Genomic DNA, 14,868 nt, shown 5'->3' on the forward strand with positions numbered 1-14,868 from the left:
TGACAGGCGGATGACCGCCGAGAGCGAAGGGATGCGAAGGCCGGCGCTTGCCGACGGAACGGACCCTGCCTCATGTCACGCGAGAGCTGGAGGCCCGTGATGTCGCGCATGATGCAGTCCCGAATCGATCCCCTCATCGAGGAACGCGCGCCGTGGCTTTTCTCGGGCAGGCCGCATCACGAACTGTCGCGGAGGGTGCTGACCCGCGTTCTGGGCTACCACAAGACTGTCGAGATCGGCGAGCGGCTGCAGGACGACGCCACGCCCGACATCATGCGCCGCGTGGCCGAGATGATCGCCCGCGACGTCGAGGCGACGGGCCTCGAGAACCTGCCGCGCAACGGGCCGGCGCTCGTCGTCTGCAATCATCCGACCGGCATCGCTGACGGGGTGATCCTGCACCATGTCCTCGCGCCGCTGCGGCCCGACCTTTTCTTCTACGCCAACCGCGACATCCTGCGGGTGCTGCCGCAGATGGAAAACCTGATCTGCCCGGTGGAGTGGCGGCAGGAGAAGCGGAGCCACCAGAAGACGCGCGAGACAATGGACTACACCCGTCGTGCCATCGAGGCGGGGCGGCTCGGGGTGATCTTCCCCTCGGGGCGGCTGGCCAAGCGGACGGGGCTGAAGCTGATGGAGCGGCCCTGGATGGCCTCGGCCGCCATGATCGCGCGCAAGTTCGACCTGCCGGTGGTGCCGGTGAACATCCGCGCACGCAACTCGACGCTGTTCTACCTCTTCGACCTGATCCATCCGACGCTGCGCGACATCACGCTTTTCCACGAGGTGCTGAACAAGCACCGCCAGCCGTTCCGCATCACGATGGGCCGGCCCATCCCGGCCGAGCGGCTGCCCTCGAAATCCGAGGAGGGCATCGAGATGCTGCGCGAGGCGACGCTTGCGCTCGGCGGCCAGTATTCGCCGGCAGTGAGCATCCTGCAGATGACGAGCCTGCGCGGAGCGCTCCGCTACGCACGGGGATAGGAGCCCGGCCTTTCGACAGACAGCCTGAGCGACGCCACGCAGTTGCGATCCGCACGAGGATGAGAGCGCCGGCGGCCGTGCCCCCGGCGGGCTGCTCGCGTCTTTCTTGTCGCGGCTGTGGTCGCTCGCGCGCCATGGAGGCGGCTCTTGCGCCGGCATGCGGGATGGCGTTCAACTCGGCGCCATGACCGGACCTCGTTACACCCCGCTCGTCACGAGCCTGCCCGCCACCGTTCCCTTCGTCGGCCCGGAAACGCAGGAGCGCGCGCGCGGCCGTCCGTTCCGTGCACGCCTCGGCGCCAATGAGAGCCTCTTCGGTCCTTCGCCCCGGGCGGTGGCCGCCATGACGCTCGCCGCGTCCGACGTGTGGATGTATGGCGACCCCGAGATCCACGAACTCCGCCATGCGATTGCCGCCCATCACGGCGTGGCGCCGGATCAGGTGACGGTGGGCGAGGGGATCGACGGGCTGCTGGGTCTGCTCGTCCGGCTGCTCGTGACGGAAGGCGATCCCGTGGTGACCTCGGAGGGCGCCTATCCGACCTTTGCCTTTCACGTCTCAGGCTTCGGTGGCGCGCTCCACAAGGTGCCCTACGGCGGCGATCATGAGGATCCCGAGGCGCTGGTGGCGCGGGCACGGGAGGTCGGGGCGAAGATCCTCTACATCGCCAATCCGGACAATCCGATGGGCTCGCACCACCCGGCCGCCACGATCCGGGCGATGATCGAGGCGATGCCGGACGGGACGCTGCTCGCGCTCGACGAGGCCTATGTGGAACTCGCCCCCGACGGCACCGAGGCCGAGATCGACCCGGAGGATCCGCGCGTGATCCGCTTCCGCACCTTCTCGAAAGGCTATGGCATGGCGGGCCTGCGGGTGGGATATGCCATCGGTGCGCGCGGTCTGATTGCGGCCTTTGACCGTGTGCGCAACCATTTCGGCGTGGGACGCATCGCGCAGGCCGGTGCCCTTGCCGCGCTCGAGGATCAGGACTGGCTGGCGCAGGTGCGTGCGCAGGTCGTGCTTGCCCGCGACGAGATCGCCCGGATCGCGCGCGATTGCGGGCTGAAGCCGCTGCCCTCGGCCACGAATTTCGTCACCATCGACTGCGGTCGCGACGGAACCTTCGCCCGGGCGGTGTTGAAGGAGTTGTCGGAGCGCGACATCTTCGTGCGGATGCCCTTCGTCGCACCCCACGACCGCTGCATCCGGATCAGCTGCGGCCGCGCGGTCGACCTTGAGGCACTGGCACTCGCGCTGCCCGAGGCGCTTGCCGCAGCTGGCTGAACCCGCTGCGGCGTCAGGCTCCGGTTGCAGGCCATCCCCGAGGGGGGATGACGCCCTTGCGTGTCGCCGGCTGCCTGCGCGGCGCAGTAGCACGTCGCGGCTCGGTCCCCTACGGTTCCCGCAAGGCAAGGCCCCTTCCGGTGGAACTGCCGGGCTGCGCTTGCATGACGCCTATTCGGCCGCGAGGCCGCCGCCGCGGGCAGGCCCGACCGTCGGTGCATGGCCCTGCGGTGCCTTCGCCGAAAGGGCCCGGACCCCACCCTTCACGCGGGGATTGAGCGTGGCCGCCAGTTGCGCCTGCGTGGTCGCGCGTTCGGGCCGGAAGAAGGCGGGAAGGTCGGGCGGGAGCCCCTCTTCGTCGACTTGCGACCCCGCAGAGGAGACCTCTTCGACCGACCGCCGGAAGATCAGCAGGTTCTGGTAAGTGGTCGTCTTGCCGGTGAAACCCGCGCGCTCCTCGCAGGGCAGGGTTTCGGCGCGCATGTATTCCCAGCCGTCGCGGCCGAGTTCGTTCATCACCTGCGTGAGGGAATGGGCGAACCTGTCCGAGGGCGTCTTCAGCCCCTTCACCTTCTCGCCTTTCCGCGGTGCGGGAACCACCTTGTATTCGAATCGGGTCATGATCTGAAATTCTCGCTGACTATCAGGCGAGTCTAGGACAGATCACGCAGTTGCCAAGAGCCAAGGACCGGCCCTGCAGTCCACCGCGCGGCGAATGGCCGAGCGCGAAGGGAGGAGTGGCTGGCACCCCTTCCGGCTGAAAGGTCAATCCTGCGCCGAAAGGCGAGGTGTTTCGGTCAAGAACGGGCAGTGCGGAGCATCTCGTGCACCGCACTGCCCGTGTGGATCAAAGGCCCAGCTTGCGCGCCACGATCTCGTTCACGGCGGCCGGATTGGCCTTGCCGCCGGAGGCCTTGATCACCTGTCCCACAAACCAGCCGGCGAGCTTCGGGTTGGCCTTGGCCTTCTCGACCTGCGCAGGGTTGGCCGCGATGATCTCGTCGACGGCCGCCTCGATGGCGCCGGTGTCGGTCACCTGCTTCATGCCGCGCGCGGCGGCCACTTCGGCCGGATCGCCGCCCTCGGTCCAGATGATCTCGAACAGGTCCTTGGCCATCTTGCCCGAGATCTCGCCCGAGGCCATCAGGTCCAGCACGCCGCCCAGTTGCACCGCGCTGACGGGGGTCTCGGCGATGCCGAGCCCCTGCTTGTTCAGCCGCCCGAAGAGTTCGTTGATCACCCAGTTTGCGGCCTGCTTGCCGTCGCGACCGCGGGCGACCTCCTCGAAATAGGCCGCGGCGTCGAGTTCGGCCGTCAGCACGTTGGCGTCGTAATCGGTCACGCCGTAATCGGCCATGAAGCGCGCCTTCTTGGCGTCCGGCAGTTCCGGCATCGAGGCGGCGATGTCGTCCACCCAGGCCTGTTCGATCTCGAGCGGCAGCAGGTCGGGATCGGGGAAGTAGCGGTAATCATGCGCCTCTTCCTTCGACCGCATCGACCGGGTTTCGCCCTTGTCGGGATCGTAGAGGCGGGTTTCCTGCACCACCTTGCCGCCATCCTCGAGGACCGCGATCTGGCGGCGCGCCTCGTAGTCGATGGCCTGCTGGATGAAGCGCATGGAGTTCATGTTCTTGATCTCGCAGCGGGTGCCGAGATGCGAGAAATCCTGCGTCGCCTGATAGCGCTCGTAGTCGCCCGGACGGCAGACCGAGACGTTCACATCCGCGCGCAGGTTGCCGTTCTGCATGTTGCCGTCGCAGGTGCCGAGGTAGCGCAGGATCTGGCGCAGCTTCGCGACATAGGCCGCGGCCTCCTCGGGTCCGCGAATGTCGGGGCGGCTCACGATCTCCATCAGCGCGACGCCGGTGCGGTTGAAGTCCACGAAGGACAGGTTCGGGTCCATGTCGTGGATCGACTTGCCCGCGTCCTGCTCGAGGTGGATGCGCTCGATCCGCACGAGCCGCGCGACGCCGGGGGCCATCTCGACCAGCACCTCGCCCTCGCCCACGATGGGGTGGTAGAGCTGGCTGATCTGGTAGCCTTGCGGCAGGTCCGGGTAGAAGTAGTTCTTGCGATCGAAGGCCGAGGTCAGGTTGATCTGCGCCTTGAGGCCAAGGCCGGTGCGCACCGCCTGCGCCACGCAGAAGTCGTTGATGACCGGCAGCATCCCCGGCATCGCGCAATCCACGAAGGAGACGTTCGAGTTCGGCTCGGCCCCGAAAGTGGTCGAGGCGCCCGAGAAGAGCTTGGCATTCGACGAGACCTGGGCGTGGATCTCCATGCCGATCACCAGCTCCCAGTCGTGTTTCGCCCCGGCGATCACCTTGGGCTTGGGGGCTTCGTAGGTCAGGTCGAGCATGGGACACCTCCGGTCGATGGGCGTTTCTAGGCGGGGAACCGCCAGAGGGCAAGGGAGGGGCGGGCGGAGTCTCGCCGATATCCGCAAGGTCGGGTTGCCAGAATCCGCCGTCCGCCGGCACAACCTCCGGGCCGCAGTGTGAGGCGGTGCAACACGAGGTTGTCGGATGAAGATCCGAATGGTCCTGATCGGTCTGATGCTCGCCCTGCCCGTATCCTGCGGCGAAGCACGGCCCACTTCGGAAGTCCGCAACTTCCTGCCCGTCATGCGGTGGGATCACCGACCCGAAGCGAAGATCTGGACCGAGCGGACACTGCTCGCCGTCGAGCAGCGCGACGACTTCCTGACCGACACCGTTCCGCAGGACATCGGCACCTGGTGCCCCGGTTATCCCGACGCCACGCCGGAAGAGCGCCGCGCCTTCTGGACCGGCATCCTGTCGGCGCTGGCCAAGCACGAGAGCACGTGGAACCCGGTCGCCTCGGGTGGCGGCGGCCGCTGGATCGGCCTGACGCAGATCGCGCCTCAGACCGCCCGTGCCTACGGCTGCCGCGCGCAAAGCGCCGGTGAGTTGAAGGACGGCGCGCTGAACCTCTCCTGCGCGGTGCGGATCGCCGCCAGGCAGGTCGGGCGCGACGGCATGGTGGCGGGCAACGGCCGGCTCGGCCTCGGGCGCGACTGGGCGCCGTTCCGCAACGCCTCGAAGCGCGCCGAGATGGCCGCCTGGACCCGCGCACAGCCCTACTGCCAGGTCAAGAGCTGAGGACTTAGCCGCGCAGGAAGCGGCGGCGCGCCTCCTCGGCCATCGCCTGCCGCATCTCGATGCGCGCCAGTTCCGACATCGCCGCGCGCCGTTCCTCGGGATCGGTGATCTCCGCCAGACGCGCGCGCTGAGCAGTGGCCTGCTTCTTCAGGACGATTTCCTCGGGCAGCACGCCCGCTTCGGCCATGATGCGGAAGCCGATCGCCTCGCCAGGGGTGGTGAAAGCCTCCGAGGGCCGCTCGGGAAACGGGCGTCCCTCACCCGACAGCCCCGAGAGCTTGCCCTCGGCCCGGGCCTTGAGCATCCGGCGTTCCGCGATCCGGTCGAGCCACCCCATCCGCGCCTCCATCGGGTCCGAGACGGCTTTCCGGCCCCGCTTGGGGCAGGGGCGGCGCCGCCCCTGCCGGTCGTCCTCAGGCGATCTCGGACAGGCGGGCGAGGGCGGCCGAGAGCTTCGCCCCTTCCTCCTCGCCCTGTTCGAGCCGGGTGCGCGCCTCGTCCACCACCTCTTCCGGGGCCGAGGCCACGAAGTTCGGGTTGCCGAGCCGTCCGCGCAGCCCCGCCATGTCCTTCTCGAGCTTCTCGAGGGTCTTGGCGAGGCGGGCCTTCTCGGCGCCGATGTCGATCACGCCCTCGAGCGGGATGGCGAAGCTGCCGCCCTCGACCGGGATCGTGAGCGCGCCCTTGGGCGCACTGGTGGCTTCGGTGAACCCTTCGAGCCGCGCAAGCCGGAGGATCAGCGCCTCGTTCCGCGCAAGCGCCCCGCGGCCGGTCTCGTCCAGCGCCAGTTGCAGCACCGGGAGCTTCATGCCGGCCGGGACATGCACCTGCGCACGGGCCGAGCGAATCTCCTCGATGAGTCCGATCACCCAGGTCATCTCGCGGTCGGCTTCGGGATCGACCAGTTCGGCGCCGAAGGACGGCCAGTCGGTGTGGACCAGCATCTTTCCGCGCGCGCCGGTGGTGGCCCAGAGGTCCTCGGTGATGAAGGGCATGATCGGGTGGAGCAGGATCATGCACTGGTCGAGCACCCAGCCCATCGTGGCGCGGGTCTCGGCGGCCGCCTCGGTGTCGAAGAGCGGCTTCGAGAATTCCACATACCAGTCGCAGACCTTGCCCCAGACGAAAGCGTAGAGGGCGTTCGCCGCCGCGTCGAAGCGGTACTGGCCAAGGGCCGCATCCACTTCCTCACGGACGCGTCCCGTTTCGCCGATGATCCAGCGGTTGACGGTGGCGGTCGCGGCGGGCGGGGCGGCCTGCGTCGCATGGCCCTCCCAGACGCCGTTCATCTCGGCGAAGCGGCAGGCGTTCCAGAGCTTCGTGCCGAAGTTGCGATAGCCCTGGATGCGCGCCGTCGAAAGCTTCAGGTCGCGCCCCATAGCGGCCATGGCCGTCAGCGTGAAGCGCACGGCGTCGGCGCCGAACTCGTCAATCAGCTCCAGCGGATCGAGCACGTTGCCGAGCGACTTCGACATCTTCTTGCCCTTCTCGTCCCGCACGAGGGCGTGGACGTAGACGGTGCGGAACGGGATCTCGTTCACCACGGCCAGCTGCATCATCATCATCCGGGCCACCCAGAAGAAGATGATGTCGAAGCCGGTGACCAGCACGCTGGTCGGGAAGTAGCGCGCAAGTTCGGGCGTCTCCTCCGGCCAGCCCAGCGTGCCGATCGGCCAGAGGCCCGAGGAGAACCAGGTGTCGAGCACGTCCGGATCGCGCCAGACCGGGTAGACGAGGTGGGTCGGGTCCTCGTTCAGGTTGTAGTCGGCCAACGCCTGCGCCAGCCGGTCGACGGCCTCGGCGCGGTCGGCGACCTCGATCACCCGGGCGTTGTTCAGCGGATGCGGCAGCGAGGCCAGATCGTCGAGGAACTTCTCCGACACGGCGTCGAAGTCGAAGGCGCAGTGATGCGTCGGTTCGGCATGGTTGAAGGCGCCGTCTTCCAGCAGTTCGAACAGTTCCACGTCGTCCAGCGTGTCGTCGCCGTCATCGTCGAAGCGCGCGGGCCAGACGTCGAGGCCGTACCACACGGGGATCTGGTGCCCCCACCACAGCTGGCGGCTGATGCACCACGGCTCGATGTTCTCGAGCCAGTGGAAATAGGTCTTGGCGTCGCGTTCGGGCAGGATCTCGGTCCGGCCGTCGCGCACGGCGTCGATGGCGGGCTGGACGATCTTTGCCGTGTCCACGAACCACTGGTCGGTCAGCATCGGCTCGATGGCGACCTTCGACCGGTCGCCATGCGGGACCATGTGGCGGTCCTGGTCGATGCCGTCGAGCCAGCCCTGCTCCTCGGCCAGTGCCACAATGCGCTTGCGGGCGTCGTAGCGGTCGAGGCCGTCCAGCGCCAGCGCCTCCTCGGACGGCTCGCAGCCTTCAAGGAAATCCGCGTTCTCGGCCAGGAACATCGTGGCGCGGCCGGTCATGACGTTGATGGCCGAAAGGCCGGTGCGGCTGCCCACACCCCAGTCGTTGAAGTCATGCGCCGGCGTGATCTTCACCGCGCCGGTGCCCTTCGCGGGGTCGGCGTAGTCGTCGGCCACGATGCGGATGCGGCGGCCGACCAGCGGCAGGATGGCCTCCTTGCCGATCAGATGGGCATAGCGCTCGTCGGCCGGGTTCACCGCGATGCCCGTATCGCCCAGCATGGTCTCGGGGCGGGTGGTGGCGACGGTCAGGTAGTCGCGTTCTTCCCATTCGGTGGGATTGCCCTCTTCATCGAAGGCCACCGGATGCCGGTAGGTCGCGCCATCGGCCAGCGGGTAGCGCAGGCGCCACATGTTGCCGTTGACCTCGACCTGCTCCACCTCGAGATCCGAGATCGCGGTCTCGAAATGGGGATCCCAGTTCACCAGCCGCTTGCCGCGGTAGATGAAGCCCTTCTCGTAGAGGTCCACGAAGACCTTCAGCACCGCGCGCTGGAAGGTCGCGTCCATCGTGAAGGCATTGCGCGACCAGTCGCAGGAGGCGCCGAGCCGCTTCAGCTGGTTGACGATGGTGCCGCCGGACTGCTCCTTCCACTCCCAGACCTTTTCGAGGAAGGCCTCGCGGCCCATCTCGCGGCGGCCCGGATTGCCTGTCTTGGCCAGTTCGCGCTCGACCACCATCTGCGTGGCGATCCCGGCGTGGTCCTGGCCCGGCTGCCAGAGCGTGTCGAAGCCGCGCATCCGGTGCCAGCGGGTCAGGATGTCCTGCAGCGTGTTGTTGAAGGCGTGCCCCATGTGGAGCGAACCCGTCACGTTCGGCGGCGGGATCATGATGCAGAACGTCTCGGGACGCGAGGCGTTGGCCCCCGCACGGAAGGCGCCCGCCTTCTCCCAGGCATCGTAGAGCCGGGCCTCGGCCTCGGCGGCGTTGAAGGTCTTGTCCATCGGCATGTCGGGCCTCGCAATTCGTTGCGCCCGGTCTACCCAAGGCGCAGCCCGAGGCCAAGCCTCATCGCAGCGCTGCCATGCGGCACGAAAGGTCGGGCGGTGGCGCAGGGCCGGCGGATGATCGCCCTCAGACCGCGCGGTCGATCCGGGTCGAGAGGTGGATCAGGCTTTCGGAACTTCGGACACCGGTCATGGCCCCCACCTCGTCGAGCACCTGGTCGAGCACCTGCGTCGACGGGGCCGCGATCTGCAGGAGGAGATCGAACCGGCCGGAGGTGGTGAACACGCGCTCCACCTCGGCGATGGCCTTCAGACGCGTCAGGATCGCGGCCTGCGTCCGCGGCTCGATGGTGAGCAGGACCGAGGCGCGCAGCCGGCCCTGACGGGCATGTTCCCCCAGCTTCAGCGTGTAGCCGGCGATCACGCCTGAGGTCTCGAGACGCTCGAGCCGGGCCTGGATCGTCGAGCGCGCGACCTTCAACCGGCGAGCGAGCGTCGCCACCGAGGTCCGTGCATCGGCGCCCAGGATGCCGAGGATGTTGCGATCGAGTTCGTCCATGAGATATGACCAGATTTTTCGTCATTATGACGACGATGCGCTACAATTCAACACTTTTGATCGGTGGATTTGTGCCCCAAATGAGGCATCCTTTACTGCAGGAAAAGGGCGGCTCATACGCACCTGGCCTGGTTTGTCGAAACCGCGCAGGTGCCTCCCACTCCCCCATGAAACGCGGGCAGAGGGCTTGCGTCTTGTTGGCCGAAAGGAACGCCGATGGGACTCTCGAAGACGATCTGGACAAACCCCGCCGAATATCTCCGCGCGATCTCTCCCGAGGCGCCGGTGCTGTTCTTCTCACCGGCGACCCTGCAGGCGACTGCACGCCGCTTCATCGACGGCTTTCCGGGGATGGTGACCTATGCGGTCAAGTCGAACCCGGAAGAGGTCGTGATCGAGAACCTCGCCGCCGCCGGGATCCGCGGCTATGACGTGGCCTCGCCCTACGAGATCCGCATGATCCGCCGGATCGCGCCGGATGCCGCGCTGCACTACAACAACCCCGTGCGCTCGCGCTCCGAGATCGCCGTCGGCGTCGAGATGGGCGTCAAGAGCTGGTCGGTCGACTCGAAATCCGAACTGGCGAAGCTGATCGAACTGGTGCCCGCCGAAGGCTGCGAGATCTCGGTCCGGTTCAAGCTGCCGGTCTCGGGCGCGGCCTACAACTTCGGCGCCAAGTTCGGCGCCACGGTGGAACTCGCCATTGAACTGCTGCGCGCGGTGTCCGAGGCGGGCTTCATCCCCTCGATGACCTTCCACCCCGGCACGCAATGTACCGATCCCGCGGCCTGGGAGACCTACATCCGCACCGCGTCGGAGATTGCGCGCGAGGCGGGCGTGACGATCGCGCGGCTGAACGTCGGTGGCGGCTTCCCCTCGCACCGCCTGAACGGCGTCGAGCCGGAACTCGAGGCGATCTTCCACCTGATCGACCGGGTGGCCGATGAGGCCTTCGGTGTCGATCGCCCGCTTCTCGTCTGCGAGCCGGGACGCGGCATCTGCGCCGACGCCTTCACCCTCGCGACCCGCATCAAGGCGGTGCGGGACGACACGCATGTGTTCCTGAACGACGGGGTGTACGGCTCGCTGACCGAGCTGCCGCTGATCGGCGTGATCGACCGCGTGCAGGTGCTGACCCCCGAGGGCCGGCGGCGGGAAGGCGAGACCACCGACCGCATCATTTTCGGGCCGACCTGCGACTCCGTGGACCGTCTGCCGGGTGAGCTGCCGCTTTCGGTCGATGTCCAGGAAGGGGATTTTCTGGTCTTCCGGGGGATGGGTGCCTATTCCACCGCCACCAATACGCGGTTCAACGGCTTCGGCGAACTGAGTATGGCGACCGTCCTTTCGCTCAAATTGTAAATCATTCACCTCTCGGTGATATTTATAAGTCCGGTCGGAACTTTCCGGCCGGACTTTTTCTTCATCCTCCATGTAACAGTGGATGGGCAACATGTTTGCGCTCGGTCAGTTCGCACATTGCAGGGACGGAACCGCGTCAGGACCGGAGGTCCGCGCATGTCGCTGATGAAGAGTTTCCGCCACTGGTTGCGCCCCCATCCCAATGTCGAGACCGAGCCCGCCACACCGCCTGCACGCGGGGCCTGCCGGGGTCCGGTCGATCACGTCATCCTGCTCGATGGAACCTGCTCGTCGCTGGAACCGGGCAACGAGACCAACGTCGGTCTGGTCTTCAAGCTGCTGCGCGAGGGGCGACGCTCAGCGCATCGGACCATCTACTACGAGCCCGGGCTGCAATGGGGTGGCTGGCTCCGCATCGGTGATCTGGTGCAGGGCAAGGGCCTCAACCGGCAGATCCGCCGCGCCTATGGCTATCTCGCCTCGCACTACCGGCCGGGAGACCGGATCTTCCTCTTCGGCTATTCGCGCGGCGCCTATGCGGCGCGCTCGCTGGCGGGGGTGATCGACCGCGTGGGCCTGCTCCGGCGCGAGGAGGCAACCGAACGCAACGTGCAACTCGCCTGGAGGCACTACGAGCTTGGCGGCACGCGCCCCCATGCGCGGGCCTTCGCCAGGCGCTACTGCCATGACACGGTCGAAATCGAGATGGTCGGCATCTTCGACACGGTCAGTTCTCTGGGCCTCAGGCCGCCTCTGCTCCGCCGTCTGCGACCCGACCGGCATGCGTTTCACAGCCACCGGCTCGGGCGCAGCGTGCGCCACGGCTTCCACGCGCTCGCCCTCAACGAGACGCGGCGCGTGTTTCAGCCCGTGCTGTGGGATTACCCTTATCACGGGCAGATCGTCGAGCAGGCCTGGTTCCGGGGCGGACATGGCGATATCGGCGGCCAGCTCAACCGCGGGCGGCACGGCTCGCGGATGCTGTCCAACATCCCGCTCGTCTGGATGCTTGAACGGGCATCGCATTGCGGCTTGCAGCTGCCCGACGGCTGGCGCGCGCGCTTCCCCTGCGATCCGGCGGCCCCGATGACGAGCATGTTCGCCGGCTGGGGAAAGATCTTCCTGATGCGGCACCGGCGCGTCACCCTGCGCTGCCCCACCGAGTACATTCACCCGACTGCCCGGCGCCCGGAGCGCGGGCCGCGCAAGTGGCGGCTGCGCCTCGGCTCGGCAGCCGAAGGAGAGGCGACGCAAGGCTGAGGCCAGAGCCGCTTCTGCCGCCCGAAGCTTGGGTTTTCCGACGCTGACGAGTGGTGCCTGAAACGCAAGACGGCGGCTCTTTCGAGCCGCCGTCTTAAATCTGACATCAGCGGTGACGCAGATCCGTGTAGTCGCGCCGCTTCTCGCCCTTGTAGAGTTGCCGGGGCCGGCCGATCTTCTGCGTGGGATCGCCGATCATCTCTTTCCACTGCGAGATCCAGCCGACAGTGCGCGAAATCGCGAAGATCGGCGTGAACATCGAGGTCGGGAAGCCCATCGCGTCGAGGATGATGCCCGAGTAGAAGTCCACGTTCGGATAGAGCTTCTTCGAGACGAAGTAGTCGTCCTCGAGCGCGATCCGCTCCAGTTCCTTGGCCACCTGCAGCGTCGGGTTGTTCTCGATGCCGAGCAGACCCAGCACCTCGTCGGCGCTTTCCTTCATGACCTTCGCGCGCGGGTCGAAGTTCTTGTAGACCCGGTGGCCGAAACCCATCAGGCGGAACGGGTCGTCCTTGTCCTTGGCGCGGCGGATGTATTCCGGGATGCGGTCCACGGTGCCGATCTCGCGCAGCATCTCGAGGCAGGCCTGGTTGGCGCCGCCATGCGCCGGGCCCCAGAGACAGGCGATGCCGGCCGCGATGCAGGCGAAGGGGTTCGCCCCCGAAGAGCCCGCCAGACGCACCGTCGAGGTCGAGGCGTTCTGCTCGTGGTCGGCGTGCAGCATCATGATGCGGTCCATCGCCTTGGACAGCACCGGGTTGACCGTGTAGGGTTCGGCCGGAACGGCAAAGCACATGTGCAGGAAGTTGCCCGCATAATCGAGGTGGTTCTGCGGGTAGTTGAAGGGCTGGCCCACCGAATACTTGAACGCCATCGCGGCGATGGTCGGCAGCTTGGCGATCATCCGCACCGCGGCGACCTCGCGCTGCCAGGGGTCGTTGATGTCCAGCGAGTCGTGGTAGAAGGCCGACATGGCACCCACCACGCCCACCATCGTGGCCATAGGGTGGCTGTCGCGGCGGAAGCCCCGGAAGAAGTAGTGGATCTGTTCGTGCAGCATGGTGTGCCGCGTGATCCGGTATTCGAAATCGGCCTGCTGGGCCGCGTTCGGCAGTTCACCGTAAAGCAGCAGGTAGCAGACTTCCAGATAATGCGACCGCTCGGCCAGCTGCTCGATCGGGTAGCCCCGATACATCAGCTCGCCCTTGTCGCCGTCGATGTAGGTGATGGCGCTTTCGCAGGCCGCCGTCGAGGTGAAACCCGGATCGTAGGTGAAGACGTCGGCCTCCGCATAGAGCTTGCGGATGTCGACCACGTCCGGCCCAAGGGTGGGCGAATGGACCGGCAAGTCGATGACCTTGTCGCCGATCGTTAGCTTTGCGGATTTCGTCATGCTTCTCCCTCTCTCGTTCGGGCCAGCCCCGCGCCGGATGGCGCGGTGCCGATGGGTTCCGGCCGTGCGGCCGACCGCGACGCGACCGGGAGGGGAGGGCGGCAGCTCAGGCCGCCGCGGCATCCTCCAGCCGCGCGATCGTCTCGTCCCGACCGATGACGAGCATCATGTCGTAGACGCTGGGCGTCACCGTGCGCCCGGCAAGAGCAGCGCGCAAGGGGGCGGCCAGTTTGCCGAAGCCCATCCCCTTTTCCGCCGCGAAGGCGGCCAGGACGGCCTCGAGTTCCTGCTTGGACCAGCTAGCAGCTTGCAGGAGCGGCGTCAATTCTCGCAGTATACCACGGGATACCGCATCGAGTGCCTTGGCCGCTGCCTCGTCCGCCGAAACAGGGCGGGAGACGAGCGCAAATCTTGCCTTCTCAAGCAGTTCCGGGAATGTCTTGGATCGGTCCTTCAGGCAGTAGAGCGCCGCCGACAGCCGCTCCGACTGCAGGTCCGTCAACGGATCTTTCCGCGCCGCAGCGAGAAATGCCCCTATTTCATGCATCAGGGCTGCATCATCCGTGACGGCGATGTGCTGACCGCAGACATTCTCGAGCTTCTTGAAGTCGAGTCGCGCCGGCGAGCGGCCGATTCCCTCCAGATCGAACCATTCCATCGCCTGTTCCGAGGTGAAGAACTCGTCGTCGCCATGCGCCCAGCCGAGCCGCGCGAGGTAGTTCCGCATCCCGGCGGCGGGGTAGCCCATCGCCTGGTATTCCTCGACCCCGAGTGCCCCGTGCCGCTTCGAGAGCTTCTTGCCGTCCGGTCCGTGGATCAGCGGGATATGGGCCCAGACCGGCACCTCCCAGCCCATCGCCTCGTAGACCATCGTCTGGCGCGCGGCGTTGTTGAGGTGGTCGTCGCCGCGGATGACATGGGTCACGCCCATGTCGTGATCGTCCACCACCACGGCCAGCATGTAGGTGGGCGTCCCGTCCGAGCGCAGGACCACCATGTCGTCGAGCGTCTCGTTCTGGAAGCGCACCGTGCCCTGCACGCGGTCCTCGACGACCGTCTCGCCCGTCCGAGGCGCCTTCATGCGGATCACGAAGGGCGCGTCGGGGTGGGTGGCGGGATCGGCATCCCTCCACGGGCTGCGGAACAGGGTCGAACGGCCTCCGGCGCGCGCCGCGTCACGAAACGCCTCGATCTCTTCCTGCGTCGAGAAACACTTGTAGGCCGCGCCGCGGTCGAGCATTTCGCGCGCGATTTCCGCGTGGCGGTCCTTGCGGGCGAACTGGCTCACCACCTCTCCATCCCAGTCGAGACCCAGCCATTTCAGGCCGCGCAGGATTGCATCGGTCGCCTCGGGCGTCGAGCGCTCGCGGTCCGTGTCCTCGATCCGCAGAAGGAAGGTCCCCTTCCGGCCGCGGGCGTAGAGCCAGTTGAAAAGCGCCGTCCGCCCGCCGCCGATGTGCAGGTAGCCGGTCGGCGAGGGGGCGAAACGGGTGACGACGGGCTTGTCGGACGCGGCGGACATGGGC

At 67.1% G+C, this 14,868-nt stretch carries 12 protein-coding genes; 5 read left to right on the forward strand and 7 right to left on the reverse strand.

Annotation, left to right across the window (positions count from 1 at the left end; all coding sequences use genetic code 11):
* Positions 1 to 99: 99 nt before the first annotated feature.
* Both ACTVZP_RS17810 and ACTVZP_RS17815 read left to right on the forward strand, forming a co-directional pair.
* Positions 100 to 984 (forward strand): lysophospholipid acyltransferase family protein, encoded by an 885-nt coding sequence (locus ACTVZP_RS17810; RefSeq protein WP_443213511.1) that lies wholly within the window; start codon positions 100 to 102, stop codon positions 982 to 984.
* A gap of 184 nt (positions 985 to 1,168) precedes the next feature.
* Positions 1,169 to 2,272: a pyridoxal phosphate-dependent aminotransferase gene (locus tag ACTVZP_RS17815; protein ID WP_443213512.1), complete on the forward strand. Its 1,104-nt coding sequence runs from the start codon at positions 1,169 to 1,171 to the stop codon at positions 2,270 to 2,272.
* 171 nt (positions 2,273 to 2,443) lie between these two features.
* On the opposite strand, the gene ACTVZP_RS17820 is transcribed toward ACTVZP_RS17815, so the two are convergent.
* Positions 2,444 to 2,893 (reverse strand): DUF4177 domain-containing protein, encoded by a 450-nt coding sequence (locus ACTVZP_RS17820; RefSeq protein WP_443213513.1) that lies wholly within the window; start codon positions 2,891 to 2,893, stop codon positions 2,444 to 2,446.
* A gap of 226 nt (positions 2,894 to 3,119) precedes the next feature.
* On the reverse strand, positions 3,120 to 4,631 hold the full coding sequence (gatB, locus tag ACTVZP_RS17825; RefSeq protein WP_443213514.1) for an Asp-tRNA(Asn)/Glu-tRNA(Gln) amidotransferase subunit GatB: 1,512 nt from the start codon (positions 4,629 to 4,631) through the stop codon (positions 3,120 to 3,122).
* A gap of 166 nt (positions 4,632 to 4,797) precedes the next feature.
* Here gatB and ACTVZP_RS17830 point away from each other — a divergent pair, with 166 nt between their 5' ends.
* The gene (locus tag ACTVZP_RS17830; RefSeq protein WP_443213515.1) at positions 4,798 to 5,394 is read left to right on the forward strand and encodes a transglycosylase SLT domain-containing protein; all 597 of its coding nucleotides are present in this window, start codon (positions 4,798 to 4,800) and stop codon (positions 5,392 to 5,394) included.
* A 4-nt stretch (positions 5,395 to 5,398) separates the two neighbouring features.
* Here the strand turns inward: ACTVZP_RS17830 and ACTVZP_RS17835 are convergent, their stop codons facing one another.
* The 3 genes from ACTVZP_RS17835 to ACTVZP_RS17845 all read right to left on the reverse strand — a co-directional run bounded on the left by ACTVZP_RS17835 (position 5,399) and on the right by ACTVZP_RS17845 (position 9,327).
* Positions 5,399 to 5,743 (reverse strand): DnaJ family domain-containing protein, encoded by a 345-nt coding sequence (locus ACTVZP_RS17835; protein ID WP_443213516.1) that lies wholly within the window; start codon positions 5,741 to 5,743, stop codon positions 5,399 to 5,401.
* Positions 5,744 to 5,807: 64 nt separating this feature from the next.
* Positions 5,808 to 8,771 carry a valine--tRNA ligase gene (locus tag ACTVZP_RS17840; RefSeq protein WP_443213517.1) on the reverse strand — a complete coding sequence of 988 codons (2,964 nt, stop codon included), beginning with the start codon at positions 8,769 to 8,771 and terminating at the stop codon, positions 5,808 to 5,810.
* Between the two features lie 124 nt (positions 8,772 to 8,895).
* Positions 8,896 to 9,327, reverse strand: a complete 432-nt coding sequence (locus tag ACTVZP_RS17845; RefSeq protein WP_443213518.1) for an Lrp/AsnC family transcriptional regulator — start codon at positions 9,325 to 9,327, stop codon at positions 8,896 to 8,898.
* A gap of 216 nt (positions 9,328 to 9,543) precedes the next feature.
* Between ACTVZP_RS17845 and ACTVZP_RS17850 the strand changes: the two genes are divergently transcribed.
* Both ACTVZP_RS17850 and ACTVZP_RS17855 read left to right on the forward strand, forming a co-directional pair.
* Positions 9,544 to 10,689, forward strand: a complete 1,146-nt coding sequence (locus ACTVZP_RS17850) for a type III PLP-dependent enzyme (RefSeq protein ID WP_443213519.1) — start codon at positions 9,544 to 9,546, stop codon at positions 10,687 to 10,689.
* Positions 10,690 to 10,845: 156 nt separating this feature from the next.
* Positions 10,846 to 11,949 carry a DUF2235 domain-containing protein gene (locus ACTVZP_RS17855; RefSeq protein ID WP_443213520.1) on the forward strand — a complete coding sequence of 368 codons (1,104 nt, stop codon included), beginning with the start codon at positions 10,846 to 10,848 and terminating at the stop codon, positions 11,947 to 11,949.
* Positions 11,950 to 12,055: 106 nt separating this feature from the next.
* Here the strand turns inward: ACTVZP_RS17855 and ACTVZP_RS17860 are convergent, their stop codons facing one another.
* Both ACTVZP_RS17860 and gltX read right to left on the reverse strand, forming a co-directional pair.
* The gene (locus tag ACTVZP_RS17860) at positions 12,056 to 13,342 is read right to left on the reverse strand and encodes a citrate synthase (RefSeq protein ID WP_443213521.1); all 1,287 of its coding nucleotides are present in this window, start codon (positions 13,340 to 13,342) and stop codon (positions 12,056 to 12,058) included.
* A 106-nt stretch (positions 13,343 to 13,448) separates the two neighbouring features.
* Entirely contained in the window at positions 13,449 to 14,864 is a 1,416-nt protein-coding gene (gene gltX, locus ACTVZP_RS17865; RefSeq protein ID WP_443213522.1) for a glutamate--tRNA ligase, read from the reverse strand.
* Positions 14,865 to 14,868 lie beyond the last annotated feature (4 nt).

Source organism: Rhodobacter sp. NSM (genome assembly GCF_052244495.1).
In the GTDB taxonomy this organism is placed as follows: Bacteria; Pseudomonadota; Alphaproteobacteria; order Rhodobacterales; family Rhodobacteraceae; genus Cereibacter_A.